We start from the raw sequence: 22,098 nt of genomic DNA on the forward strand, positions 1-22,098 counted from the left end.
GCGCTAGCGTGGTGGCACCTTTGCACACGCGGGAGCTCGGAGCACCGGGCTGAGAGGGCGCTGACCTCCGTCGACGCGATGTTTCACGTGGAACATCGCCGACGGGAGCCGCTGCGCCGACCGCCGAACCTGTTACCGGGTAATGCCGGCGTAGGGAGTAGGTCACATGACCGTTCAGGACGCACGCACGCCTGCCTCCGACAGCACCGAGGAGAGCGGGAAGTCCATCGGCTGGCACAAGGGGTACCTCGAGGGGTCGCGCCCCGACCTCCGGGTGCCGGTCCGACAGGTGCACCTCACCAACGGAAAGGACGTCACCCTCTACGACACGTCCGGTCCGTACACCGACCCGAACGTCGAGACCGACGTCCGCCGCGGGCTGCCGCCCCTCAGGGAGAACTGGATCGTCGCCCGCGGCGACACCGAGGAGTACGCGGGGCGCCCGGTGCGTCCGGAGGACGACGGCATCAAGCACACGTCGCCCCGCGGCGGCCTGCGCAACCTCGACGCCGTCTTCCCGGGCCGCCCGCGCCAGCCGCGGCGCGGCCGGGACGGCCAGGCGGTGACCCAGCTCGCGTACGCCCGCCGTGGCGAGATCACACCGGAGATGGAGTACGTCGCCCTCCGCGAGAACGTCGCGCCGGAGGTCGTGCGTGAGGAGATCGCGGCCGGGCGCGCGGTGCTTCCGGCCAACGTCAACCACCCGGAGATCGAGCCGATGATCATCGGCAAGCGGTTCCTGGTGAAGGTCAACGCCAATATCGGCAACTCCGCCGTCACCTCCTCCATCGAGGAGGAGGTCGAGAAGATGACCTGGGCGACCCGCTGGGGCGCCGACACGGTCATGGACCTCTCCACGGGCCGCAACATCCACACCACCCGCGAGTGGGTGCTGCGCAACTCCCCCGTCCCCATCGGCACCGTGCCGCTCTACCAGGCGCTGGAGAAGGTCGACGGCAGGGCGGAGGAGCTGTCCTGGGAGGTCTACAAGGACACCGTCATCGAGCAGGCCGAGCAGGGCGTCGACTACATGACGGTGCACGCGGGCGTCCTGCTCCGGTACGTGCCCCTCACGGCCCGCCGCAAGACCGGCATCGTCTCCCGCGGTGGTTCGATCATGGCAGCGTGGTGCCTCGCGCACCACAAGGAGTCGTTCCTGTACGAGAACTTCGAGGAACTCTGCGAGATCCTCGCCGCGTACGACGTGACGTACTCGCTCGGCGACGGGCTGCGTCCCGGCTCGATCGCCGACGCCAACGACGAGGCGCAGTTCGCGGAGCTGCGCACCCTCGGCGAGCTGAACCGGATCGCCAAGCGGCACAACGTCCAGACGATGATCGAGGGCCCGGGCCACGTCCCGATGCACAAGATCAAGGAGAACATCGACCTCCAGCAGGAGATCTGCGACGAGGCGCCGTTCTACACGCTCGGCCCGCTGACGACGGACGTCGCCCCGGCATACGACCACATCACCTCGGGCATCGGCGCGGCGATGATCGCCTGGTGGGGCACCGCGATGCTCTGCTACGTCACGCCCAAGGAGCACCTCGGCCTGCCGAACCGCGACGACGTGAAGACCGGCGTCATCACGTACAAGATCGCGGCGCACGCGGCGGACCTGGCCAAGGGTCACCCCGGGGCGCAGGAGTGGGACGACGCGCTGTCGGACGCGCGGTTCGAGTTCCGCTGGGAGGACCAGTTCAACCTCGCGCTCGACCCCGACACGGCGCGTGAGTTCCACGACGAGACGCTGCCGGCGGAGCCCGCCAAGACGGCGCACTTCTGCTCGATGTGCGGACCGAAGTTCTGCTCGATGAAGATCTCGCAGGACATCCGGCGCGAGCACGGCGGGGACCTCGGGCAGGAGGAGATCGCGGCCGGCATGGCGGAGAAGTCCGCGGAGTTCGCCGCCGCGGGCAACCGGGTCTACCTGCCGCTCGCGGAGTAGGCACCCGGCACGGACCACGGGGTGGACCCGCGACCCAAGGGGGGAGCCGCGGGCCCGCCCCGTCGCCGTCCACCAAGTCCGACGCGCCCGTCGTGTCGGGTGTCCACCGGGTCTGCCGCGCCCGTCGTGTCCGACGGAGCGGTCGGGGCCGCCGGCCGGTGGCCAGGGTCCCCGCCCGTGGGGTCAGTCCGGGCGGGGGCCGGTGAGGTCGGCGGCGGGCGCGTGCGGGGCGGCGGGCCCGGGTCCCCGCGGGCTCACCTGCTGTGGCGGGTGGGTCCCCGACGCGGCCAGGGCCTCGTACAGGAAGGGCAGGACGCCGCGTTCCCGTAGGGCCCGGCGCCACGCCTCGCGGGCGCGGGCGACCTCGTCCGGTTCGGCCGCCCCGGTGGCGTGCACCTCGGTCTGGCGGTTGCGCAGGGCCGTGACCAGCAGTCCCGCCCCCGCCGCGAGCAGGCCGGCGGCGGTGACGGCGGCGAAGAACCAGCCGGCGGAGAGCAGTTGGCCGGCGACATGCGGCGGCGGGGCCAGCATCCTCAGCAGGTACCCGAGGAGCAGCAGGACGACCGCGGCCGTGCCCGCGAGGACGGGCGTCAGGACGGTGACGACGACGCCGAACCCCGCTCCGGGCGTCACCTCGTCCCGCGGGCCGGTCCCGGCCCCGGGGCCCGGTCGGGAGCCCGCCCCGGGGGCCGCGGCGGTGCCGGCCGCGGCGCGGGGCGGTCTGCGGTGTTCCTCGCGCACCCGGACGAGGTGCGCGTACTCGGTGGCGGCGGCGGTGTTGATCAGTGCGGCCGCGTCCATGGCCATGGCGCGGAGCTGCCCGGTGTCGAGCCGCGCGGGTGCCGCGGACGGCTCCGGGCTGTCGGTCGCGGTGCGCAGGGCTTCGTCGAGGATCCGCTCGTACTCGGCGCGGTCCTCGGGCAGCAGGTGCGGAGCGCTCGTCATGCGTCCCCCGATACTCCCGTGGGGCCTGGGCCCGCCGTGTGACGGCGGGTGGGCAGCCGATCGTAGAGCCGCCGCACCGGGAGGTGACAGGGGTTTCCGGAATTCGCCCCTCGTGGTCGCGCTCAGTCAGCGAGCGGGAGCTGCTGGACGAGCAGCTTCCCGGCCATGGTCACCCCGCCGTCCATGGCGATGGCGAGCCCGCCCGCGTACACGTGCGGACCGGCGACGACCGGGACGACCGGCTCGCCGTCCGCGTCCTCGGTGCCGACCTCGCCCAGCAGGTACGGGATCGGGCTGTGGCCGTGCACGACGCGCCGCCCGCCGTACGCCGCGAGGAGCTCCCGTACTGCGTCGGCGCCGCCGTCGTCGCGGAACGCGAACCGCTTGGTGAGCTTGCGGAACAGGTCCCAGCACTCGTCGGCGTCGTTGCGGGTGAGGACGGAGTGGACGGTGTCGTTGACGTCCTCGATGGTGCTGCCGTAGTCCAGGTACGCGGTGGTGTCGGAGTGCAGCAGGAGATGGCCGTCCTCCTCGACGATCGCGTCGAGGCGCGACATCCACTGGAGGTGGACGTCCTGGAGGCGGTCCATGTCGTTCTTCTGGCCGCCGTTGAGCAGCCAGGCGGCCTGGAAGGTGGCGGTGCCCGCGCCGGAGTTGACCGGGGTGTCGCCGAAGCGCTTGGCGCCCAGCAGCAGCAGCTCGTGGTTGCCCATCAGGGCCTTGCAGTAGCCGCCGGCGGCCGCCGCCTCGGCGGACAGGCGCATGACGAGGTCGATGACGCCGATGCCGTCGGGACCGCGGTCCGTGAAGTCGCCCAGGAACCACAGCCGGGTGTTGCCGGCCGCCCAGTGACCGTCCGCGTCGACGAGGCCCTTCTCGCGCAGCGCGACGAGGAGTTCGTCGAGGTAGCCGTGGACGTCGCCCACGACGTAGAGCGGACCGGGGCCCGGCCCCGGCGCCCCGGGAGCGGGGACGGCGGCGGGCTCGGGTGCGCCGTCCGGGGCGACCGTCACCTGGAGCGTGTCGCCCCGGTTGATGACCGGCAGGTCGCGCTCGGTCGGCGTGTAGCCGTCCGGGTACTCCTCGGGGAAGGCGTTGCCCGGATGCGGCGCCTGCTGTGCCTGCGGCACCGGTGGCGCCTGCTGGGGCTGCGGGGTCTGCGGCACCGACGCCGGTGGCGCCTGCTGTGCCTGCGGCGCCGGCGGGGGTGCGACCGGCCGGCCCTGCGGGGCCTCCTGCGCCGACCGCCCCTGCCCGTGTTCCTGCCCCTGCGGCTCCGGATGTGCGGAGTGACTCTGCACGGGTACCTGGGCATACGGCGGTACGCGGAAGTCGCGCAACGTCGCCGTCCGCACCACGGGTCCCTGACCGGCCCCCTGAGTCATCGACCCCTCCACCACCGTCGCGACGCCCTCACATCGCGGACCGGCCTGGTCGGGGCGGCCCGCGCTGTCGTGCGCCCATCATAGGAATGAGGCTTGTGCTGTGTGACGCACCAGGGGTGGTGAATCAGGGTGCACGCCCGGATCACCGGCTGTTTCGCCCCAATTGAGAAGGTCTGGACCGGGGGAGACGCGATTCCTGTCAGGGTGTTGCCAGGTTCCGTGCCGGCTTGTTGTGAGGTTCTGCCCGATTCCGTACCGGGCCCGCCTGCTGTGTCCTACTCCTGGCGCGGTTGCCGCGGTGGACTCACCGTCGTCCGCGGCGCCCTGCGCTGCGACGACGTCCGGATGATCAGCTCCGTCGGTATCACCTGCCCGACGGGGCGGCCCTGGTCGACGCCCTCGATCGCGTCGATCAGCAGCTGGACGACCGCGGTCCCGATCCGGCGGGGTTTGAGCGAGAGGGTCGTGATCGGCGGCTCCGTCGTGGCGTACACCGTCGACTCGCTGCAGCACACGAGGAGCAGGTCCTCGGGGACGCGCAGCCCGTACCGCCGCGCCGCGGCCAGCAGGTCGGTGCCGTTCGGGTCGAACAGGCCGTAGACGGCGTCGGGGCGGTCGGGTCGGGCGAGCAGCCGGTCGGCGGCGACCGCGCCGGCGCACGGGTCGTGGGCGGGGTACGACTCGTAGACCGGGTCCTGCCCGACGCGCTCGCACCAGTGGAAGTAGGCGGTGGTGGACAGGCGGGTGTACGTGTCGGTGGTGGTGCCGGTGAGCAGTCCGATCCGGCGGGCGCCGGCCTCGGCGAGGTGGTCGAGGAGGCCGAGCACGGCCGCCTCGTGGTCGTTGTCGACCCAGGCGGTGATGGGGAGGGTGCCGGCGGGGCGGCCGTCGGAGACGACCGGGAGCCCCTGGCGGAGCAGCTCGGCCACGACGGGGTCGTGGTCGGAGGGGTCGATGACCACGGTCCCGTCGAGGGCGACGTTCGACCAGACGTCGACCGGGCTGCGGCGGGAGGTGGCGGGGAGGATGACCAGGGCGTAGCCGCGGGCGAGCGCGGCGGAGGTGGCGGCCCTGGCCATCTCGGCGAAGTAGGGGAACTCGGTGAAGGTGAAAGGTTCATCCCCGTAGGTCGTCACGGTCAGGCCGATGAGGCCCGACTTGCCGGTACGGAGCGTGCGGGCCGCCGCGGAGGGCCGGTAGCCCAGCCGGTCGGCGACCTCGCGGACGTGGCGGCGGGTGGCGTCCGGGAGCCGTCCCTTGCCGTTGAGCGCGTCGGAGACAGTCGTGATGGAGACGCCCGCCGCGGCGGCCACGTCCCGGATGCCCGCGCGCCCCTGCCGGCTCCCCCGGGTCTGTGCCCGGCTCACCTGGTGCTTCCCTGCTGCTGTCATGGCGAGCCGATAGTAGGGCGACGGGAGGCGCCGAGGACGGACGCATATGCGCGCGTTGACAGGTACGTTTCTGCAAGGCCGGGACGTGCCAACAGGGTGCAAATGCAAGGAAGTTGCGGGATTTTTCCGGGCGGGGATCGTCGTGCGCGTGTATGGGCCCGGCTGCTGGACGCGGTTTCGAAGAGCGTGCAACTCACCTCTACGGGGGACGCGCGCCACGGCGCGGGCCACCAGCGTGCGCCAGGTTTCCCCGCGCTCCCCCCGGGGTGGGGAAGCCGGAACCGGCCGCTGTGCCGACTGTCACCGGCACTGGCCCGAATTCGGCCATTCGCAGGGACGGGGAATCCTCATAAGGTGTGCAGTATCGGTGGTACATACGGTCGAGGAGGACCACAGTGAGCGAGACGAGCCCCAAGCTGCGCGCCGTGCTGGACGACATCCCCACCTACAAGCCGGGGAAGCCGGCCACCGCTGCCGAAGGCCGCGTTGCCTACAAGCTGTCCTCCAACGAGAACCCGTACCCGCCGCTGCCCGGCGTGCTGGAGGCGGCGCTGTCCGCCGCGGCCGACCTCAACCGCTACCCGGACCTGGCCTGCACCGCGCTGGTGCACGAGCTGGCGGAGCGGTTCGGCGTGCCCGTCTCGCACGTGGCGACCGGTACGGGGTCCGTCGGGATCGCCCAGTCGCTGGTGCAGTCGACGGCCGGTCCCGGGGACGAGGTCATGTTCGCCTGGCGGTCCTTCGAGGCGTACCCCATCGTCACGCAGATCAGCGGTGCCACCCCGGTGAAGGTCCCGCTCACCGCCGACGGCACGCACGACCTGGACGCGATGGCGGAGGCGATCACCGACCGCACGCGCCTCATCTTTGTCTGCAACCCCAACAACCCCACCGGCACCGTGGTGCACCGTGCCGAGCTGGAGCGCTTCCTCGACCGGGTGCCGTCCGACATCCTGGTCGTCCTGGACGAGGCGTACATCGAGTTCATCCGTGACGACGAGGTGCCGGACGGCATCGAGCTCTACCGGACCCGGCCCAACGTGGCCGTGCTGCGCACCTTCTCCAAGGCGTACGGGCTGGCCGGCATGCGCGTCGGGTTCGCCATCGCGCACGAGCCGGTCGCGGCAGCCCTGCGCAAGACGGCCGTGCCGTTCGGCGTCACGCAGGTCGCGCAGGACGCGGCGGTGGCCTCCCTGCGGGCGGAGGACGAGCTGCTGGGGCGGGTGGGCTCGCTGGTGTGCGAGCGCAAGCGGGTCTGCGAGGCGCTGGCGGCCCAGGGCTGGGAGCTGCCGCTGACGCAGGCGAACTTCGTGTGGCTGCCGCTCGGCGAGCTGTCCGGTGACTTCGCCGCCGCCTGCGAGGAGGCGGGCGTGGTCGTCCGTCCGTTCGCCCCCGACGGCGTCCGGGTCACGATCGGTGAGGTCGAGGCGAACGACATCTTCCTGCGGACCGCGGAGGCGTTCCGCAAGGAGCGGTTCTGACCGCTCGCCGGTGGTGCCGGCGGTACCGGTGATCCCGGTGGTACGGGTGATCCGGTGGTCAGGCAGGTCCTGGCAGTAGGGGCGGCCCCGGCGGTCAGGCAGGTCCCGGCAGTACGGGTGGTTCTTGTGGCCCCGGTTGGGCTCGGCGGTCCCGGTGGCCGCCGTGGGGCCCGAGGCGGTGCCGGGGGCGGGTCAGGCGGCTTCGACGCGGATCGGGTCGCCGTCCCGGACCGTCGCGAGGATCCGCGGGTCGTCGTCCAGCCGGCCGAGGACATTGCACGGGGAGGCCAGCCGGCACTCCTCGCCCCGGGAGATCGGTGTGGGGCCGTAGGGGAGCGCCAGCGCGTCGCCCTCCGGCCAGAACGCGACCGTGCCGGGCTCGACGACCTGGCGGGCGCCCGGCTCCGTCCCGGTCGAGACGGGTGTGTCGAAGTAGACCTCCTCGCCCCAGGTGCGGGCGGTGGAGACGATCGGGAGGACCCCCGCGAGCGCTCTGCTCGTGGGGGTCTCGTCGATGGTGGCGGTGGTGTGGCCGGCCGGCCACGAGATGCGTATCTGCATGGCCGAATTCAACAAGATGTTGAAGTGTGACGGAAGAGGCACCCCCCACCTCTCCCTACGGATTTCGTCTGCGTCATAATGATTGTGATTGTGAACGCATTCACAAGCGCGCCAGGTTCCTCCCTTGATCCACCGGAATCGGCGGGCGAACGGAAGGCCGTGGGGCTGCGAGGCCGCCAGGGCTGCGAGGCCGTAAGGAGAAGATCGTCGTGGACCTGGCTCTGGCGCCAGAGACGCTGGCGCGGTGGCAGTTCGGTATCACCACCGTCTACCACTTCCTCTTCGTCCCCCTGACCATCTCACTCGCCGCGCTCACGGCCGGTCTGCAGACCGCGTGGGTGCGCACCGACAAGGAGAAGTACCTCAGGGCCACCAAGTTCTGGGGCAAGCTCTTCCTGATCAACATCGCGATGGGCGTCGTCACGGGCATCGTCCAGGAGTTCCAGTTCGGGATGAACTGGTCCGACTACTCGCGCTTCGTCGGCGACGTCTTCGGGGCGCCCCTCGCCTTCGAGGCGCTGATCGCGTTCTTCTTCGAGTCGACCTTCATCGGCCTGTGGATCTTCGGCTGGGACAAGCTGCCGAAGCGCATCCACCTGGCCTGCATATGGATGGTGTCGATCGGCACCATCCTCTCCGCCTACTTCATCCTCGCCGCCAACTCCTGGATGCAGCACCCGGTCGGGTACGCGATCGACAAGGTGTCCGGGCGGGCGGAGCTCACCGACTTCTGGGCCGTCCTGAGCCAGAACACCACCGTTACTCAGGTCTTCCACACCATGACCGCCGCCTTCCTCACCGGTGGCGCCTTCATGGTCGGCATCGCCGCCTTCCACCTGGCCCGCAGGAAGCACGTGCAGGTGATGAAGACCTCGCTGCGGCTCGGCCTGGTCACCGTGGTGGTCGCGGGCCTGCTGACCGCGGTCAGCGGCGACCTGCTCGGCAAGGTCATGTTCAAGCAGCAGCCCATGAAGATGGCCGCCGCCGAGGCACTGTGGGACGGCGAGGGACCCGCCCCCTTCTCGCTCTTCGCCTACGGTGACGTCGACGAGGGCCACAACAAGGTCGCCATCGAGGTCCCCGGCCTGCTCTCCTTCCTCGCCAACGGCGACCTCACCTCCCACGTGCCCGGCATCAACGACACCAACAAGGCCGCGCAGGAGAAGTACGGGCCCGGTGACTACCGGCCCAACATCCCCGTCGCCTACTGGTCCTTCCGCTGGATGATCGGGTTCGGCATGGCCTCCTTCGGCCTCGGCCTGCTGGGGCTGTGGCTGACCCGCCGGAAGTTCCTGCTGCCGGCGCCCCTGCGCGTCGGCGAGGACGAGGTGCCCCACCTCGTGCTCTTCCGCAAGCCCCTGAGCCACAAGCTGACCCGGCTGTACTGGCTGACCGCCCTGTGGACCCTGGGCTTCCCCCTGATCGCCAGCTCCTGGGGCTGGATCTTCACCGAGACCGGCCGTCAGCCGTGGGCCGTCTACGGCGTGCTGCGCACCAGCGACGCGGTCTCCCCCGGCACCTCCCAGGTCGAGGTCCTCATCTCGATGACCGCCTTCACGCTCCTCTACGCGGTGCTCGCCGTCGTCGAGGTCAGGCTGCTCGTGAAGTACGTCAAGGCCGGCCCCCCGGAACTCACCGAGGCCGACCTCAACCCGCCCACCAGGATCGGCGGCCACGACCGCGACGCCGACCGGCCCATGGCCTTCTCGTACTGAGGAAGGGGAGCGAGGCATGGAACTGCCCACCGTCTGGTTCGTACTCATAGCCGTCCTGTGGATCGGCTACTTCTTCCTGGAGGGCTTCGACTTCGGCGTCGGCGTCCTGACCAAGCTGCTCGCCCGCGACCGGACCGAGAAGCGCGTCCTCATCAACACCATCGGCCCCGTCTGGGACGGCAACGAGGTATGGCTGCTCACCGCGGCCGGTGCCACCTTCGCCGCCTTCCCCGACTGGTACGCCACCCTGTTCTCCGGGTTCTACCTGCCGCTGCTCGTCATCCTGCTCTGCCTGATCGTGCGGGGCGTCGCCTTCGAGTACCGGGCCAAGCGGCCGGAGGAGCGCTGGCAGCACAACTGGGAACAGGCCATCTTCTGGACCTCCCTCGTGCCGGCCTTCCTGTGGGGCGTCGCCTTCGCCAACATCGTGCGGGGCGTCGAGATCGACGCGTCGAAGGAGTACGTCGGTTCGCTCCTCGACCTGCTCAACCCCTTCGCCCTGCTCGGCGGGGCGGTCACGCTGACGCTGTTCACCTTCCACGGGGCGGTGTTCACCGCGCTGAAGACCGTGGGCGACATCCGGATCCGCGCCGGCAGGCTGGCGCTGGCACTCGGCCTCGCCACCACCGCCCTCTCCGCCGGTTTCCTGCTCTGGACCCAGTCCACGCGAGGGGACGGCACCAGCATGGTCGCGGCGGCCGTCGCCCTGGCCGCCCTCGTCGGGGCGGTCGGCGCGATCCGGGCCGGACGGGAAGGCTGGTCGTTCGCCCTCTCGGGGGTCACGATCGCCGCCGCGTTCGCCATGCTGTTCCTGACGCTCTTTCCGAACCTCATGCCGTCCTCGCTCGACCCGGACTGGAGCCTGACCGTCGGGAACTCGGCGTCCAGCCCGTACACGTTGAAGATCATGACCTGGTGCGCGGCCATCGCCACGCCGCTCGTCCTGCTCTACCAGGGCTGGACGTACTGGGTGTTCCGCAAGCGCATCGGCACCCAGCACATCGCCGACGCGACGCACTAGGCGCCACTGGCAGGGGATGTTTCACGTGAAACCGATCGATCCGCGTCTGCTCCGGTACGCCCGGGCCACCCGCTTCTTCCTCGTCGCGGTGGTGCTCCTCGGGTTGGTCGGGGCGGCGCTGGTGGTCGCCCAGGCGATGCTCATCGCCGAGGTCGTCGTCGGGGCGTTCCAGCGGGGGGCGGACGTCCGCGACCTCACCCTGCCCCTGGTGCTGCTGGCGGCGGTCGCCGCCGGCCGCGGGCTCGTGGCGTGGCTGACGGAGCTGGCCGCCCACCGGGCCGGCGCCGCCGTCAAGTCGGAGCTGCGGGGCCGGTTGCTCGAGCGGGCGGCCGCCCTCGGCCCCGGCTGGCTGAGCGGCCAGCGGACCGGGTCGCTCGTGGCGCTGGCCACGCGCGGCGTGGACGCGCTGGACGACTACTTCGCCCGGTACCTGCCACAACTCGGCTTGGCCGTGGTCGTTCCCGTCGCGGTCCTGGCGCGCATCGTCACCGAGGACTGGGTGTCGGCCGCCATCATCGTGGTGACCCTGCCGCTGATCCCGCTCTTCATGATCCTCATCGGCTGGGCCACCCAGGCCCGCATGGACCGGCAGTGGCGCCTGCTGTCGCGGCTGTCGGGCCACTTCCTCGACGTGGTGGCCGGACTGCCGACCCTGAAGGTCTTCGGCCGGGCCAAGGCCCAGGCCGAGTCGATCCGCACGATCACCTCGCAGTACCGCCAGGCCACACTGCGCACGCTGCGGATCGCCTTCCTGTCGTCCTTCGCCCTGGAGCTGCTCGCCACCCTCTCGGTGGCCCTGGTCGCCGTGGGGATCGGCATGCGCCTGGTCCACGGCACGCTCGACCTGTACACCGGCCTGGTCATCCTGATCCTGGCGCCGGAGGCGTACCTGCCGCTGCGCCAGGTCGGTACCCAGTACCACGCGGCGGCGGAAGGGCTGTCCGCCGCCGAGGAGGTCTTCGCGGTCCTGGAGACGCCCCTGCGGGCGGGCGGTACGGCCGTCCTGCCCGAGGGGCCGGTCCGGATCGCGGTCGACGGGGTGACCGTACGGCACGAGGGACGGTCCGCACCCTCGCTGGACCGCGCCTCGCTCGTCGTCGAACCGGGCGAGACGGTGGCCCTCGTCGGGCCGAGCGGCACCGGCAAGTCCACCCTGGTGGACGTGGTGCTGGGCTTCACCGCGCCGGCCTCGGGGAGCGTGCGGATCGGCGGCGTCGACCTCGCCGAGCTGGACACCGAGCGGTGGCGCGAGCGCGTCGCCTGGGTGCCGCAGCGCCCGTACCTCTTCGCCGGAACCGTCGCCGACAACGTCCGACTGGCCAGGCCGGACGCGGACGACGACGCCGTACGGGCCGCGCTGCGCGAAGCGGGCGCCGACTTCGTCGGCGAACTGCCTGACGGCGTCGGCACGGTGCTCGGCGAGGACGGCGCCGGGCTGTCGGCCGGGCAGCGGCAGCGGCTCGCCCTGGCCCGGGCGTTCCTGGCCGACCGGCCGGTGGTGCTGCTCGACGAGCCGACCGCCGCGCTGGACGGCGCCACGGAGGAGGCAGTGGTCCGGGCGGTGAGCCGGCTGGCGGCGGGCCGGACGGTCCTGCTGGTCGTGCACCGGCCGGCGCTCCTCGCCGTCGCCGACCGGGTGGTCGCGCTGCGGCCCGGGGCGGCGGACGGCCGGTCGGCGACGGCTTCGGCCGTACCGGAGCCCGCCGACACCGGCTCGGGCACCGCCGGCGGGGCGGTGCCCCGCCCCGGAGGGCCGTCGGCCGCCGGTGTGCGGGACGTGGGCGCGGACATGGTCGACGACGCGTTCGGGGTCGTGGGCGGTCTCTTCGGGGGCCAGGCCGCACCCCGCCCCGAAGCGGCCCCCGTCGCCACCCCCTCCGACACCACCGCTCCCGCCGCCCCGCCGGGTGGCCGGCGGGTGCCGGCGCGGATCCGGGCGATGGCGGGGGAGCTGCGGGGCCGTCTCGCCTTGGCGCTGCTCCTCGGCAGTCTCGCCCTCGGCTCGGCCGTCGGCCTCATGGCGGTCTCCGGCTGGCTCATCTCCCGGGCCTCCGAACAGCCGCCGATCCTGCACCTGATGGTCGCCGTCACGGCCACCCGCGCCTTCGGTACCGGCCGGGCCGTCTTCCGGTACGCCGAGCGGCTGGTGTCCCACGACGCCGTGCTGCGCATGCTCGCCGACCTCCGCGTCGCCGCCTACCGGCGCCTGGAGCGCATCGCCCCCGCCGGGCTGCGCCGGGCCCGGCGCGGCGACCTGCTGTCGCGGCTCGTCTCGGACGTCGACGCCCTCCAGGACTACTGGCTGCGCTGGCTGCTGCCCGCCGGTACGGCCGTCCTGGTCGGCGCCGGTGCCGTCGGGTTCACCGCGTGGCTGCTGCCCGGGGCGGGGGCCGTGCTCGCCGTGGGGTTCCTCGTCGCCGGCGTCGCCGTCCCGGTGCTGGGCGGCGCCGTCGCCCGCCGCGCCGAACGGCGGCTCGCACCGGCACGCGGACTGTTGGCCACCCGGACCGTCGACCTGCTGCGCGGCTGCGCCGAGCTGACGGTGGCGGGCGCGCTCCGCGACCGCGTCGAGCGCACGCGTGAGGCCGACGGGACGCTCACCCGGATCGCCGCCCGGCAGTCCGCCGCGACGGCGCTCGGCGGCGGGCTCATCGCCCTCACCACGGGTCTGACCGTGGCCGCCGCCGCGCTCGTCGGCGTCCGCGCCGTCCACGACGGGCGGCTCGACGGTGTGGCGCTCGCCGTCGTCGTGCTCATCCCGCTCGCCGCGTTCGAGGCGGTGACGGGCATGCCCTTGGCCGTGCAGTACCGGCAGCGCGTGCGGCGCAGCGCCGAGCGGGTCTTCGAGGTGCTCGACGCGCCGGTGCCCGTCGTGGAGCCGGAGCGGCCCGCGCCGCCGCCCGCGAGCCCCTTCCCGCTGGAGCTGCGCGGGGTCGCGGCACGCCATCCGGGACAGGACCGGGACGCCCTCACCGCGTTCGACCTGCGTCTGGAGGAGGGGCGGCGTGTCGCCGTCGTCGGAGCCTCCGGAGCCGGCAAGACGACCCTGGCGCAGGTGCTGCTGCGGTTCGTGGGGACCGGCGCCGGCACTTACCGCATCGGCGGTACCGACGCGTCGGCGCTCGACGGGGACGACGTACGCCGCTTCGTCGGGCTCTGCGCCCAGGACGCCCACCTGTTCGACAGCACCATCCGGGAGAACCTCCGGCTCGCCCGGACCGGCGCCGACGACGAGGAACTGCGGCGCGCCCTCGCCGAGGCCCGGCTGTCGGAGTGGGTGGAGTCCCTGCCGGACGGCCTGGACACCCTGGTCGGGGAGCACGGCGCGCGGCTCTCCGGCGGCCAGCGGCAGCGACTGGCCCTCGCCCGGGCCATCCTGGCCGACTTCCCGGTCCTCGTCCTCGACGAGCCCGCCGAGCACCTCGACCTGGCCACGGCCGACGCCCTCACCGACGACCTGCTGCGGGCGACGCGCGGCCGCACCACGGTCCTCATCACGCACCGCCTGCACGGGCTCGACGCGGTCGACGAGGTCGTCGTCCTGGCGGGCGGGCGGGTCGTGCAGCGGGGCCCGTACGCGCGGCTGGTCGCCGTCGACGGACCGCTGCGGCGGATGCGCGACCGGGAGCACGCGGCGGACGGCCTCCGCCACACCGCCGGCGGCCCATCCCCCGGGCCACGCGGCCGGTGACGAGCGGCGGAAGGCGGCGGCGGTCGGCGGCGGTCCGGTGGCGGGGCCGGGCTGTTCGAGGCCGGTAGGCCGGTAGGCCGGACAGCCGGCCGGCCGGCGGTACGGGTGGGCCTGCGGGGGCGGCCGGTCGGTGGCAAGGAGGGTATGGGTGCCACGGGGATGGGCCGGACGGACGTACGGCTGTAGGCCGGTCGGCGGTACGGCGCCGACCGGGGCGGGGAGATGCCGGGGAAGGCGCGGCGGAAGGGTGACGATCCCGGGATGCCCCCTCCCCACGGTCGGCGGCCACTGCTCGGGCCGGTGCCCGCCGTGCTGGTCACCCTGCTCGCCTTCGTCGTCCTGCTCGCGCACCCCTCCCCCGCCGCGGCGCTCCCCACCGGGGCGAGCGGCGCAGGCGGTCCCGTCCGGCTCGACGGGCCGTCGCCGGGCGCCGAGGTGGCGCGACTGTTCGACGAGGCGGCCCGGATCACCGCCGCGTACGAGCGCGGGCGGCGCGGCGCCGCGGCCCAGCAGGTCAGGGCCGGGGACCTCCAGGCGGAGCTGGCCCGTACGCGACGTGAACTCGCCGCCCTGAACCGCCGGGTCGGCGAGGTGGCCAGGGCCCAGTACCGGACGGGCGGCTCCGTCGCGGTGACGGCGCGGCTGCTCCTCGCCGACGACCCGGAGGACGCCCTGCGCGCGGAGCGGGTCGAGCGCCAGGCGGACGCGGTCGTGGACCGGCTCCTCACCCGTACCGCACGGGCCGAACGGCGGCTGGCGGCCGCGGCGGACCGGGCGCGGGCGGCGTGGCGGGAGCTGGAGGAGCGGCGGGACCGGCTCGCGGAGCTGCGGCGGGACCTGGTGGCGCGTCTGGAGCGGGCGCGGTGGCGGCTCCAGGCGGAGGCCGACCGGAGCGTGGCGGCCGGAAGGTGCCGGGGTACGGGCTCGACGCCCGCGCCGGACCGCCCCGCTGATCCGGACGGCCCCGCCGCCGTCGATCCGGAGGCGGAGGCGGAGCCTGAGGCCGGCGGCGCGGAGCGGGGCGGCGGTTCGTGGGTGGCGCCGGTGTCGGAGGAGGACGGCTACACCCTGTCGGCCCCCTTCGCCGGTACGGGCCGGCACTGGGCGCACCGCCACACCGGGCAGGACTTCGCCGTGGACATCGGCACGCCGGTACGGGCGGTCGGGGCGGGGCGGGTCCACTCGGTCGCCTGCGGCGGAGCCTTCGGCATCGAGGTCGTCGTCCGGCACGCCGGGGGCTGGTACTCGCAGTACGCGCACCTCGCGTCCGCCGCCGTGCCGCGCGGGCGGGCCGTCACCCCCGGGGAACGCATCGGCCTGGCGGGGACGACGGGCAACTCGACGGGGCCGCACCTGCACTTCGAGGTGAGGCTCACCCCGCACCTGGGCTCGGGTGTGGACCCGGTGCGCTGGCTGCGCGAACGCGGGGTCGTCCTGGCCGGCGGCGCGCGGTAGCGCCCCGCCGTCAGGGGGCGGCGAGGAGCGTCTCGATGACGGCGGCGACGCCGTCGTCCTCGTTGGCGACGGTCCGGCCGGAGGCGGCGGCGACGACGTCCGGGTGGGCGTTGCCCATCGCGTACGACGTACCCGCCCAGGTGAGCATCTCGATGTCGTTCGGCATGTCGCCGAACGCGACCACCTCGTCCGACGAGATGCCCCGCTCGGCGCAGCACAGGGCGAGCGTGCTGGCCTTGGAGACCCCGAGGCCGCTCACCTCCAGCAGCGCGGTCGGGCTGGAGCGGGTGATGGTGGCCCGGTGCCCGGCGGCGGTGCGGGCCAGGGCGAGGAAGCCGTCGGGCGTGAGGTCGGGGTGGAGCGCGAGCAGCTTCAGCAGCGGCGCCCCCGCCCCGGGCTCGTCCTCGTGGAGCAGTTCCTCGGCCGGTCCGACGGCGACGGACGCGTCGAAGTGGAGCGGCGGGTACTCCGCCTCGTGGCGGATGCCGTCGGTGAACTCCAGGGCGAAGGCCGTACCGGGGGCCTCCCGGCGGAGGGTCGTGACGACGTCGCGCGCCGTCGCACGGTCCAGGGACCGCACCTCGACCATCCGCCGCCCGGCGTGCAGGTCGACGACGGCCGCGCCGTTGGAGCAGATGGCGAGCCCGTGGCCGTGGACATGGGCGCTGACGACGTCCATCCAGCGGGCGGGCCGCCCGGTGACGAAGAAGACCTCGATCCCGGCGTCCTCGGCGGCAGCCAGCGCGGCGACCGTCCGGTCGGAGACGGTCTTGTCGTCGCGCAGGAGCGTCCCGTCGAGGTCGGTGGCGATCAGGCGCGGACGCCGCCGCGACATCGGTCGGCTGCCGGGGAAGGTCGTCGGTGAGGTCACCCGCCCATTGTCCCGCACCGGACGGCTCCCGGGTGCACGGACGTGCGAAAGCGTGCGCATCTGAGCCATCCCGGCCGTACCCGTGTGCGGGTCGGAAAGGCCCGGAAAGCCCGGGTGCGGACCGCTCGGCTCGGTCCCCGACGCCACGTGCCCGGGCGCGCGAGCGCCGCAGGCCGTTCAGCCGCTCAGCAGCCGTTCAGCTGGGCCGGAGCCTCGGTGGCGATCTGCTCGAAGACGGCCTCGTCGGCGGCGAAGTCCGAGTCGGGTACCGGCGTGTGCACGACGATCTCGTCGAACCCGAGCTCCGCGTGGCGCCCGGCGAAGTCCACGAACGCGTCCAGGGACTCCAGTGGACGCGCCCGGTCCGGGGTGAAGCCGGTCAGGAGGATCCTGTCCGGTTCGGCGGCGTCCCGTCCGGCGGCGGCGCACGCCTCGGCCAGCCGGTCGAGCTGACCCCTCAGCGCCGCCCGCGACTGCTCGGGCGTGCCCGCCTCGAACAGCTTCGGGTCGCCGGTGGTCACCCATGCCTGGCCGTACCGGGCGGCGAGCCGCATCCCGCGCGGACCGGTCGCCGCGACGGCGAAGGGCAGCCGGGGCCGCTGCACGCAGCCGGGTACGTTGCGCGCCTCGACCGCCGCGTAGTGGTCGCCCCGGTGGGTGACGGCCCCCTCGGTGAGGAGCCGGTCGAGCAGCGGCACGAACTCGGCGAACCGGTCCGCGCGCTCCCGCGGCGTCCACGCCTCCTGGCCCAGGGCCGTGGCGTCGAAGCCGTTGCCGCCCGCGCCGATGCCGAGGGTGACCCGGCCGCCGGAGATGTCGTCCAGGGAGATCAACTCCTTGGCGAGGGTGACCGGATGGCGGAAGTTCGGCGAGGTCACCAGGGTCCCCAGGCGCATACGCTCCGTCACCACCGCTGCCGCCGTCAGCGTCGGCAGCGCACCGAACCACGGCCCGTCGCGGAAGCTCCGCCACGACAGGTGGTCGTACGTGTAGGCGGCGTGGAAGCCCAGTTCCTCGGCCCGCCGCCAGATCTTCTCTCCCTCGCTCCACCGGTGGATGGGAAGGATCACCGTGCTCAGACGCATGTCACCGACGATACGCGTCCCGGCGGCAGCGACCGCGACGGTCGAGCGGGCCCCCGCCGGCCGTACCGCCGCGCCCGGGCGCGGACGTGAGGCTGCCGCGGGCCGCCCGGTGGGTGCGACGCCGGGCGGAGCGGGCCGAGCGGCGCGCCCGGTGGCTCAGCGTCACTGCTGGAACCGCAGGAAACGGGGCGGTACCGCGTCGGTGAGCCAGACGCCGTTCGCGCTGACGCGGAACACGTGGCCCTCGCGGCGCATGGCCGCCGCGTCGACCGCCAGGACGACGGGCCTGCCGCGCCTGGCCCCGACCCGGCGGGCGGTCTCGCGGTCCGGTGAGAGGTGGACGTGGTGGCGGGCCATGGGGCGCAGGCCCTCGGCCCGGATGGCGTCCAGGTGCGCGGCCACCGTGCCGTGGTAGAGGTACGCCGGCGGTTCGGCGGGCGGCAGGGCGAGGTCCACGTCGACGGTGTGGCCCTGGTTGGCGCGGATGCGGTCGCCGTCGAGGGCGAAGCGCTGCTTGTCGCTGGAGGCGACGACGTGCTCCAGCTCGGCGCGGCTGAGGGGCACACCGTGCCGGGCCAGCGCGTGCAGGAGGTCGTCGACGGGGACCCAGCCGTGGGGGTCGAGGGCGAGGCCGATCCGCTCCGGCTCGTGCCGCAGGTGCCGGGAGAGGTACTTCGACACCTTCACGGTGCGTCGCGCGTCCATGGCGGCAGGGTGGCAGGGATCACTCCCCCGGTGCCACCAAAAAACCGACGGACAGGTTTGGTCCACAACCAACTGGTGTTATCCACAGGGGCTTTCGGCGATTCTGTGGACAACGGGCACCACTCCCACCCCTTCTCACGACCTTTCCCGGCGGCCGCGTTCCCCGTCGGCGAGGTCCTGTGACGGCTGTGACCGTGCGGTGAGCGCGTCCATGGTGCGGGCCTGGACCTCGCGTTCGGCCGCGGCGGCGATGAAGGACGGCGCGGCGGCCGTGCCCACCAGCCGGTCCACGGCCCGGACCGTGGCGGCGGGCAGGGCGACGGTACGCGGCTCGTCGTCCCGCTCCGGCGGAGCGTCCGGGGACAGGTGCTGCCGGAGGTGGCGGGTCGCGAGGGTCCGCATCGCCCGGGCCAGCTCGGCGTCGACCGTCTGCTGGGCGAGCGGGCGCAGCCGGCGCACCAGGGCCGCCGCCTCGGCCGCGTCGGCGTCCTTCGGGGGAAGGTGGCCGAGGTAGCGGGCGAAGACATGCTCCGTGGTGAACTCCAGGAACCGGTGGGCGATGTGCTCCACCTGGGCCCTCAGCTCCCGCAGGTGCTCGGCGATGGCCAGGAGCGGCACGCCCGCCCCGTACAGTTCGACCGCCACGGCCAGCTCCTGCGGGCTGGGGACCAGGAACTCGTCGTCCCTCCCCGGCACCCGTTCCAGCACGCCCAGCGCCACGGCCTCCTCGACGGCCCGCTCGTCGGGCGTGCCGCCGAAGGCCGCGTCCAGCTCGGCGCGGGTGACACGGTCGGCCTGCTCGTCCGTCCAGGGGCCGTTCACCTCGGCGACGAGGCCGAGCACACCACCGAGGCCGCGCCCGGTGTCCCAGGCCTCCAGCAGCTCCTTGATCGACGCCAGGGTGTAGCGCCGGTCGAGCAGGTCCGCGATCTGCCGCAGCCGGGCCAGGTGGGCGTCGCCGTAGACGTTCGCCCTGCCGCGCCGCTCGGGCCGGGGCAGCAGCCCCCGGTCCTGGTAGGCGCGGATCGTCCGGACCGTGGCACCACTCAGGTGCGCCAGGTCCTCGATCCGGTACTCGACCGCCGCTGCCCCGCCGGCCGGCTGCTCGGACACCACTCGCTCCTCACCGTCCCGGGTCTCCGCACCGCCCCGGGCCCTCCGCCTGGGATGGTACGGCCGCCCCGCCGGGCCGCTCACAGCGGCGGCGACAGCCTCGCGAGGGCGCGCAGCACACCCGGCGACAACCGGGACAGGACGCGGGCGACCCGGGCCTCCGGGGTCACCGGCACCACCGCGCGGTTCTCCGCGACCGCCCGCAGGACGGCGTCGGCGACCTTCTCCGGCGGATAGCCGCGCAGCCCGTACAGCCGGGACGCGCGCCGGCGCAGCCGCTCCTGCTCCCGGTCCGACACGCCCGCGAACCGCGCCGTCGCCGTGATGCCGGTGTGCACGAAACCGGGGCAGACCGCCGAGACGCCGATGCCCCGCCCGGCCAGCTCCGCGCGCAGGCACTCGCTGAGCATCAGCACCGCGGCCTTGGAGGTGCAGTACGCGGGGAGGACCCGGGAGGGCTGGAAAGCGGCGGCCGACGCGGTGTTCACGATGTGGCCGCCCTGCCCGCGCGCGGCCATCTGCCCGCCGAAGATCCGGCAGCCGTGGATCACGCCCCACAGGTTGACGTCCAGGACCTTCTTCCAGTCCTCGGCGGTCGTCTCGAGGAAGGGGCCCGACATGCCGATGCCGGCGTTGTTGACCAGGACGTCGACCGTGCCGTACTCGGCGGCGACCTCCGCGGCGAGCTTCTCCATCGCCGGTTCGTCGGACACGTCCACCGCCTCGGCCCACGCGTCGGGCGCGCCGACCAGGCGGGCCAGCTCCGCGGTGCGCGCCGCGCCCTCGGCGTCCCGGTCGACGGCGACCACCCGCGCCCCCGTCTCGGCGAACGCGAACGCCGTGGCCCGGCCGATACCGCTCGCCGCACCCGTCACGAGCACCAGCTGCCCGGCGAACCGGTCGGCGTACCGGCGCCGGGGCGGTGGCGGCACGGGCGCCACCGCGGCGTCCCGCTCGTCGTGCGCGGTCACGAAGTCGGTGATCCAGGCGGCGAGCCGGTCGGGGCGCGTCCGGGGCACCCAGTGCTTCGCCGGCAGCGTGCGCCGCGTCAACCGCGGGGCCCACCGGGGCAGCTCGTCGTAGAGCCGCTCCGACAGGAAGGCGTCCCCGGTCGGGACGATCAGCTGCACCGGGACGTGCGCGTACGCGTCGGTGCGCGGGCGCCGCAGGCGGGGGCGGACGTTGTCCCGGTAGAGCCACGCGCCGTGCGCCGCGTCCGACGGCAGCGACGCGGTCGGGTAGCCGTCGGCCGGCACCTTCTCCACCCGGCGCAGCAGGTCCGGCCACCGCCGGCCCAGCGGCCCGCGCCAGGCGAGCTCCGGCACCACCGGCGTGTGCAGCAGGTACACGTACCAGGACTTGGCGCCCTGCCCGAGGAGCTGGCCGACACGGCGCGGGGTCGGCCGGGTCGCGCGCCGTTTGATCCAGTGGCCGAAGTGGTCGAGGGACGGACCGGAGATCGAGGTGAACGAGGCGATCCGGCCCTCGGTACGGGCGAGCGTCGCGAACTCCCACCCCTGCACGGAGCCCCAGTCGTGGCCGACGAGGTGCACCGGCCGGTCCGGGCTGACCGCGTCCGCGACCGCGAGGAAGTCGTCCGTCAGCTTCTCCAGCGTGAAACCGCCGCGCAGCGGCACCGGGGCCGTCGACCTGCCGTGGCCGCGCACGTCGTACAGCACGACGTGGAACCGCTCCGCCAGACGCGGCGCGACCTCCGACCAGACCTCCTTGGAGTCGGGGTAGCCGTGGACGAGGACGACCACGGGCCGGTCGGGCTCGCCCAGTTCGGCGACGCACAATTCGACGCCGCCCGTACGGATCCAGCGCTCGCGGGCGCCCCTCAGCAGACTCATGCGGTGGCCTCCTCGGCCCATCGGCGGACGTGCGGCAGGTCGTCGTCGAGCCGGAACGCGCTCTCCCGCGGGTCCCGGGAGTCCGTCACGACCAGCAGCTCCTCGAACTTCGCTCCCGTACCCCGGAACCCGAGGTGCGGCTCGACCGCCCACAGCCCGGGCCGCGGCGGGTGGTCGGAGAACCGGTACGGCGACCACAGCGGCGACCAGCCCTCCCGGTGGCCGTGCAGCGCGTCGGACGCCAGCCCCTTCAGCGCCCGCGTGCCGAACCCGAACAGGGTGGGGGACCACCGCCGCTCCCGGACCCGGCCCACCTTGTGCGCGACCACCCCGAACGGGTAGGCGCGGTGCCGGTTGGCGTACCCCTGGCGGACCATGAGGCGGTCCACGTCCTCGTGGATCCGGCGCAGCGGACGGCGCTCCCGCACCTCGCGCGGGATCAGCTCGCGGTGCTCCCGCAGGTCGGCGAGGAGCCTGTCGTGCGGGGGGTTCGGCCCGAGGCAGCCGGAGTAGCCGACGTCCGCCGGGTACCCCCGGTGGACCGGTGCCAGGTCGAGGACGAACGGCATCCCCGGCTCCAGCCGCCGGTCGGTGGGGAAGAACTGCAGCGGTATGCGGAAACCGGTGAAGGCCGTGCGGTCGCCGAACCAGGCGAATGGCAGGTGGAACCAGTCCCGCACGCCCCGGGCGCGCAGCCACTCCCGCTGCATCCGCGCCGCCTCCCGCTCGGTGACGCCCGGCCTGAGCCGCGCCGCCACCGCCTCGGCGCACGCGTACGCCAGGCGCTGCGCCTCCCTGAACCCCCGCAGCTCGCTCGCCGCCGGTGCCGCCGCCCTCGCCGTCATGCCACCCGCCCGTCCGCCGGCGCCCGTCACCGG

General features: G+C 73.7%; 16 protein-coding genes and 1 riboswitch. Of the genes, 6 read left to right on the top strand and 10 right to left on the bottom strand.

Annotated features, from left to right (window positions below):
* Window positions 1-18 precede the first annotated feature (18 nt).
* Window positions 19-174, top strand: a riboswitch (TPP riboswitch).
* On the top strand, window positions 167-1,948 hold the full coding sequence (gene thiC / locus LPA54_RS10835; RefSeq protein WP_228976263.1) for a phosphomethylpyrimidine synthase ThiC: 1,782 nt from the start codon (window positions 167-169) through the stop codon (window positions 1,946-1,948). Its footprint overlaps the riboswitch before it by 8 nt.
* A 183-nt stretch (window positions 1,949-2,131) precedes the next feature.
* On the opposite strand, the gene LPA54_RS10840 is transcribed toward thiC, so the two are convergent.
* The 3 genes from LPA54_RS10840 to LPA54_RS10850 form a co-directional block, all read right to left on the bottom strand.
* Window positions 2,132-2,893: a hypothetical protein gene (locus tag LPA54_RS10840; protein ID WP_228976264.1), complete on the bottom strand. Its 762-nt coding sequence runs from the start codon at window positions 2,891-2,893 to the stop codon at window positions 2,132-2,134.
* A 122-nt stretch (window positions 2,894-3,015) separates the two neighbouring features.
* Window positions 3,016-4,278, bottom strand: a complete 1,263-nt coding sequence (locus tag LPA54_RS10845; protein WP_228976265.1) for a metallophosphoesterase — start codon at window positions 4,276-4,278, stop codon at window positions 3,016-3,018.
* Window positions 4,279-4,553: 275 nt separating this feature from the next.
* Window positions 4,554-5,669, bottom strand: coding sequence for a LacI family DNA-binding transcriptional regulator (locus LPA54_RS10850; protein WP_228976268.1), 1,116 nt, complete (start codon window positions 5,667-5,669; stop codon window positions 4,554-4,556).
* A 395-nt stretch (window positions 5,670-6,064) separates the two neighbouring features.
* Here LPA54_RS10850 and hisC point away from each other — a divergent pair, with 395 nt between their 5' ends.
* Window positions 6,065-7,150, top strand: a complete 1,086-nt coding sequence (hisC, locus tag LPA54_RS10855; protein ID WP_228976270.1) for a histidinol-phosphate transaminase — start codon at window positions 6,065-6,067, stop codon at window positions 7,148-7,150.
* Between the two features lie 192 nt (window positions 7,151-7,342).
* On the opposite strand, the gene LPA54_RS10860 is transcribed toward hisC, so the two are convergent.
* The gene (locus LPA54_RS10860) at window positions 7,343-7,711 is read right to left on the bottom strand and encodes a cyclophilin-like fold protein (protein ID WP_228976272.1); all 369 of its coding nucleotides are present in this window, start codon (window positions 7,709-7,711) and stop codon (window positions 7,343-7,345) included.
* 209 nt (window positions 7,712-7,920) lie between these two features.
* Here LPA54_RS10860 and LPA54_RS10865 point away from each other — a divergent pair, with 209 nt between their 5' ends.
* The 4 genes from LPA54_RS10865 (at window position 7,921) to LPA54_RS10885 (ending at window position 15,593) form a co-directional block, all read left to right on the top strand.
* Window positions 7,921-9,426, top strand: a complete 1,506-nt coding sequence (locus tag LPA54_RS10865) for a cytochrome ubiquinol oxidase subunit I (RefSeq protein ID WP_228976273.1) — start codon at window positions 7,921-7,923, stop codon at window positions 9,424-9,426.
* A 16-nt stretch (window positions 9,427-9,442) separates the two neighbouring features.
* Window positions 9,443-10,447 (top strand): cytochrome d ubiquinol oxidase subunit II, encoded by a 1,005-nt coding sequence (gene cydB, locus LPA54_RS10870; RefSeq protein ID WP_228976275.1) that lies wholly within the window; start codon window positions 9,443-9,445, stop codon window positions 10,445-10,447.
* A gap of 25 nt (window positions 10,448-10,472) precedes the next feature.
* Window positions 10,473-14,138 carry a thiol reductant ABC exporter subunit CydD gene (cydD, locus tag LPA54_RS10875; RefSeq protein ID WP_228976277.1) on the top strand — a complete coding sequence of 1,222 codons (3,666 nt, stop codon included), beginning with the start codon at window positions 10,473-10,475 and terminating at the stop codon, window positions 14,136-14,138.
* 261 nt (window positions 14,139-14,399) lie between these two features.
* Entirely contained in the window at window positions 14,400-15,593 is a 1,194-nt protein-coding gene (locus tag LPA54_RS10885; protein WP_228976279.1) for a peptidoglycan DD-metalloendopeptidase family protein, read from the top strand.
* 10 nt (window positions 15,594-15,603) lie between these two features.
* Here LPA54_RS10885 and LPA54_RS10890 read toward each other — a convergent pair whose 3' ends face one another.
* The 6 genes from LPA54_RS10890 to LPA54_RS10915 form a co-directional block, all read right to left on the bottom strand.
* Window positions 15,604-16,428 (bottom strand): Cof-type HAD-IIB family hydrolase, encoded by an 825-nt coding sequence (locus LPA54_RS10890; RefSeq protein ID WP_228976361.1) that lies wholly within the window; start codon window positions 16,426-16,428, stop codon window positions 15,604-15,606.
* A gap of 221 nt (window positions 16,429-16,649) precedes the next feature.
* Window positions 16,650-17,549, bottom strand: a complete 900-nt coding sequence (locus tag LPA54_RS10895) for an LLM class flavin-dependent oxidoreductase (RefSeq protein ID WP_228976282.1) — start codon at window positions 17,547-17,549, stop codon at window positions 16,650-16,652.
* Between the two features lie 162 nt (window positions 17,550-17,711).
* Window positions 17,712-18,254 (bottom strand): RNA 2'-phosphotransferase, encoded by a 543-nt coding sequence (locus tag LPA54_RS10900; RefSeq protein WP_228976284.1) that lies wholly within the window; start codon window positions 18,252-18,254, stop codon window positions 17,712-17,714.
* Between the two features lie 135 nt (window positions 18,255-18,389).
* Window positions 18,390-19,367 carry a MerR family transcriptional regulator gene (locus LPA54_RS10905; protein ID WP_228976286.1) on the bottom strand — a complete coding sequence of 326 codons (978 nt, stop codon included), beginning with the start codon at window positions 19,365-19,367 and terminating at the stop codon, window positions 18,390-18,392.
* Between the two features lie 80 nt (window positions 19,368-19,447).
* On the bottom strand, window positions 19,448-21,220 hold the full coding sequence (locus tag LPA54_RS10910; protein ID WP_228976287.1) for an SDR family oxidoreductase: 1,773 nt from the start codon (window positions 21,218-21,220) through the stop codon (window positions 19,448-19,450).
* Complete coding sequence (locus tag LPA54_RS10915; RefSeq protein WP_228976290.1) at window positions 21,217-22,065, bottom strand: M24 family metallopeptidase; 849 nt, start codon at window positions 22,063-22,065, stop codon at window positions 21,217-21,219. Before LPA54_RS10915 ends, LPA54_RS10910 begins: the two co-directional genes overlap by 4 nt.
* Window positions 22,066-22,098: the final 33 nt, after the last annotated feature.

The organism is Streptomyces sp. DH12 (assembly GCF_020873895.1).
In the GTDB taxonomy this organism is placed as follows: Bacteria; Actinomycetota; Actinomycetes; order Streptomycetales; family Streptomycetaceae; genus Streptomyces.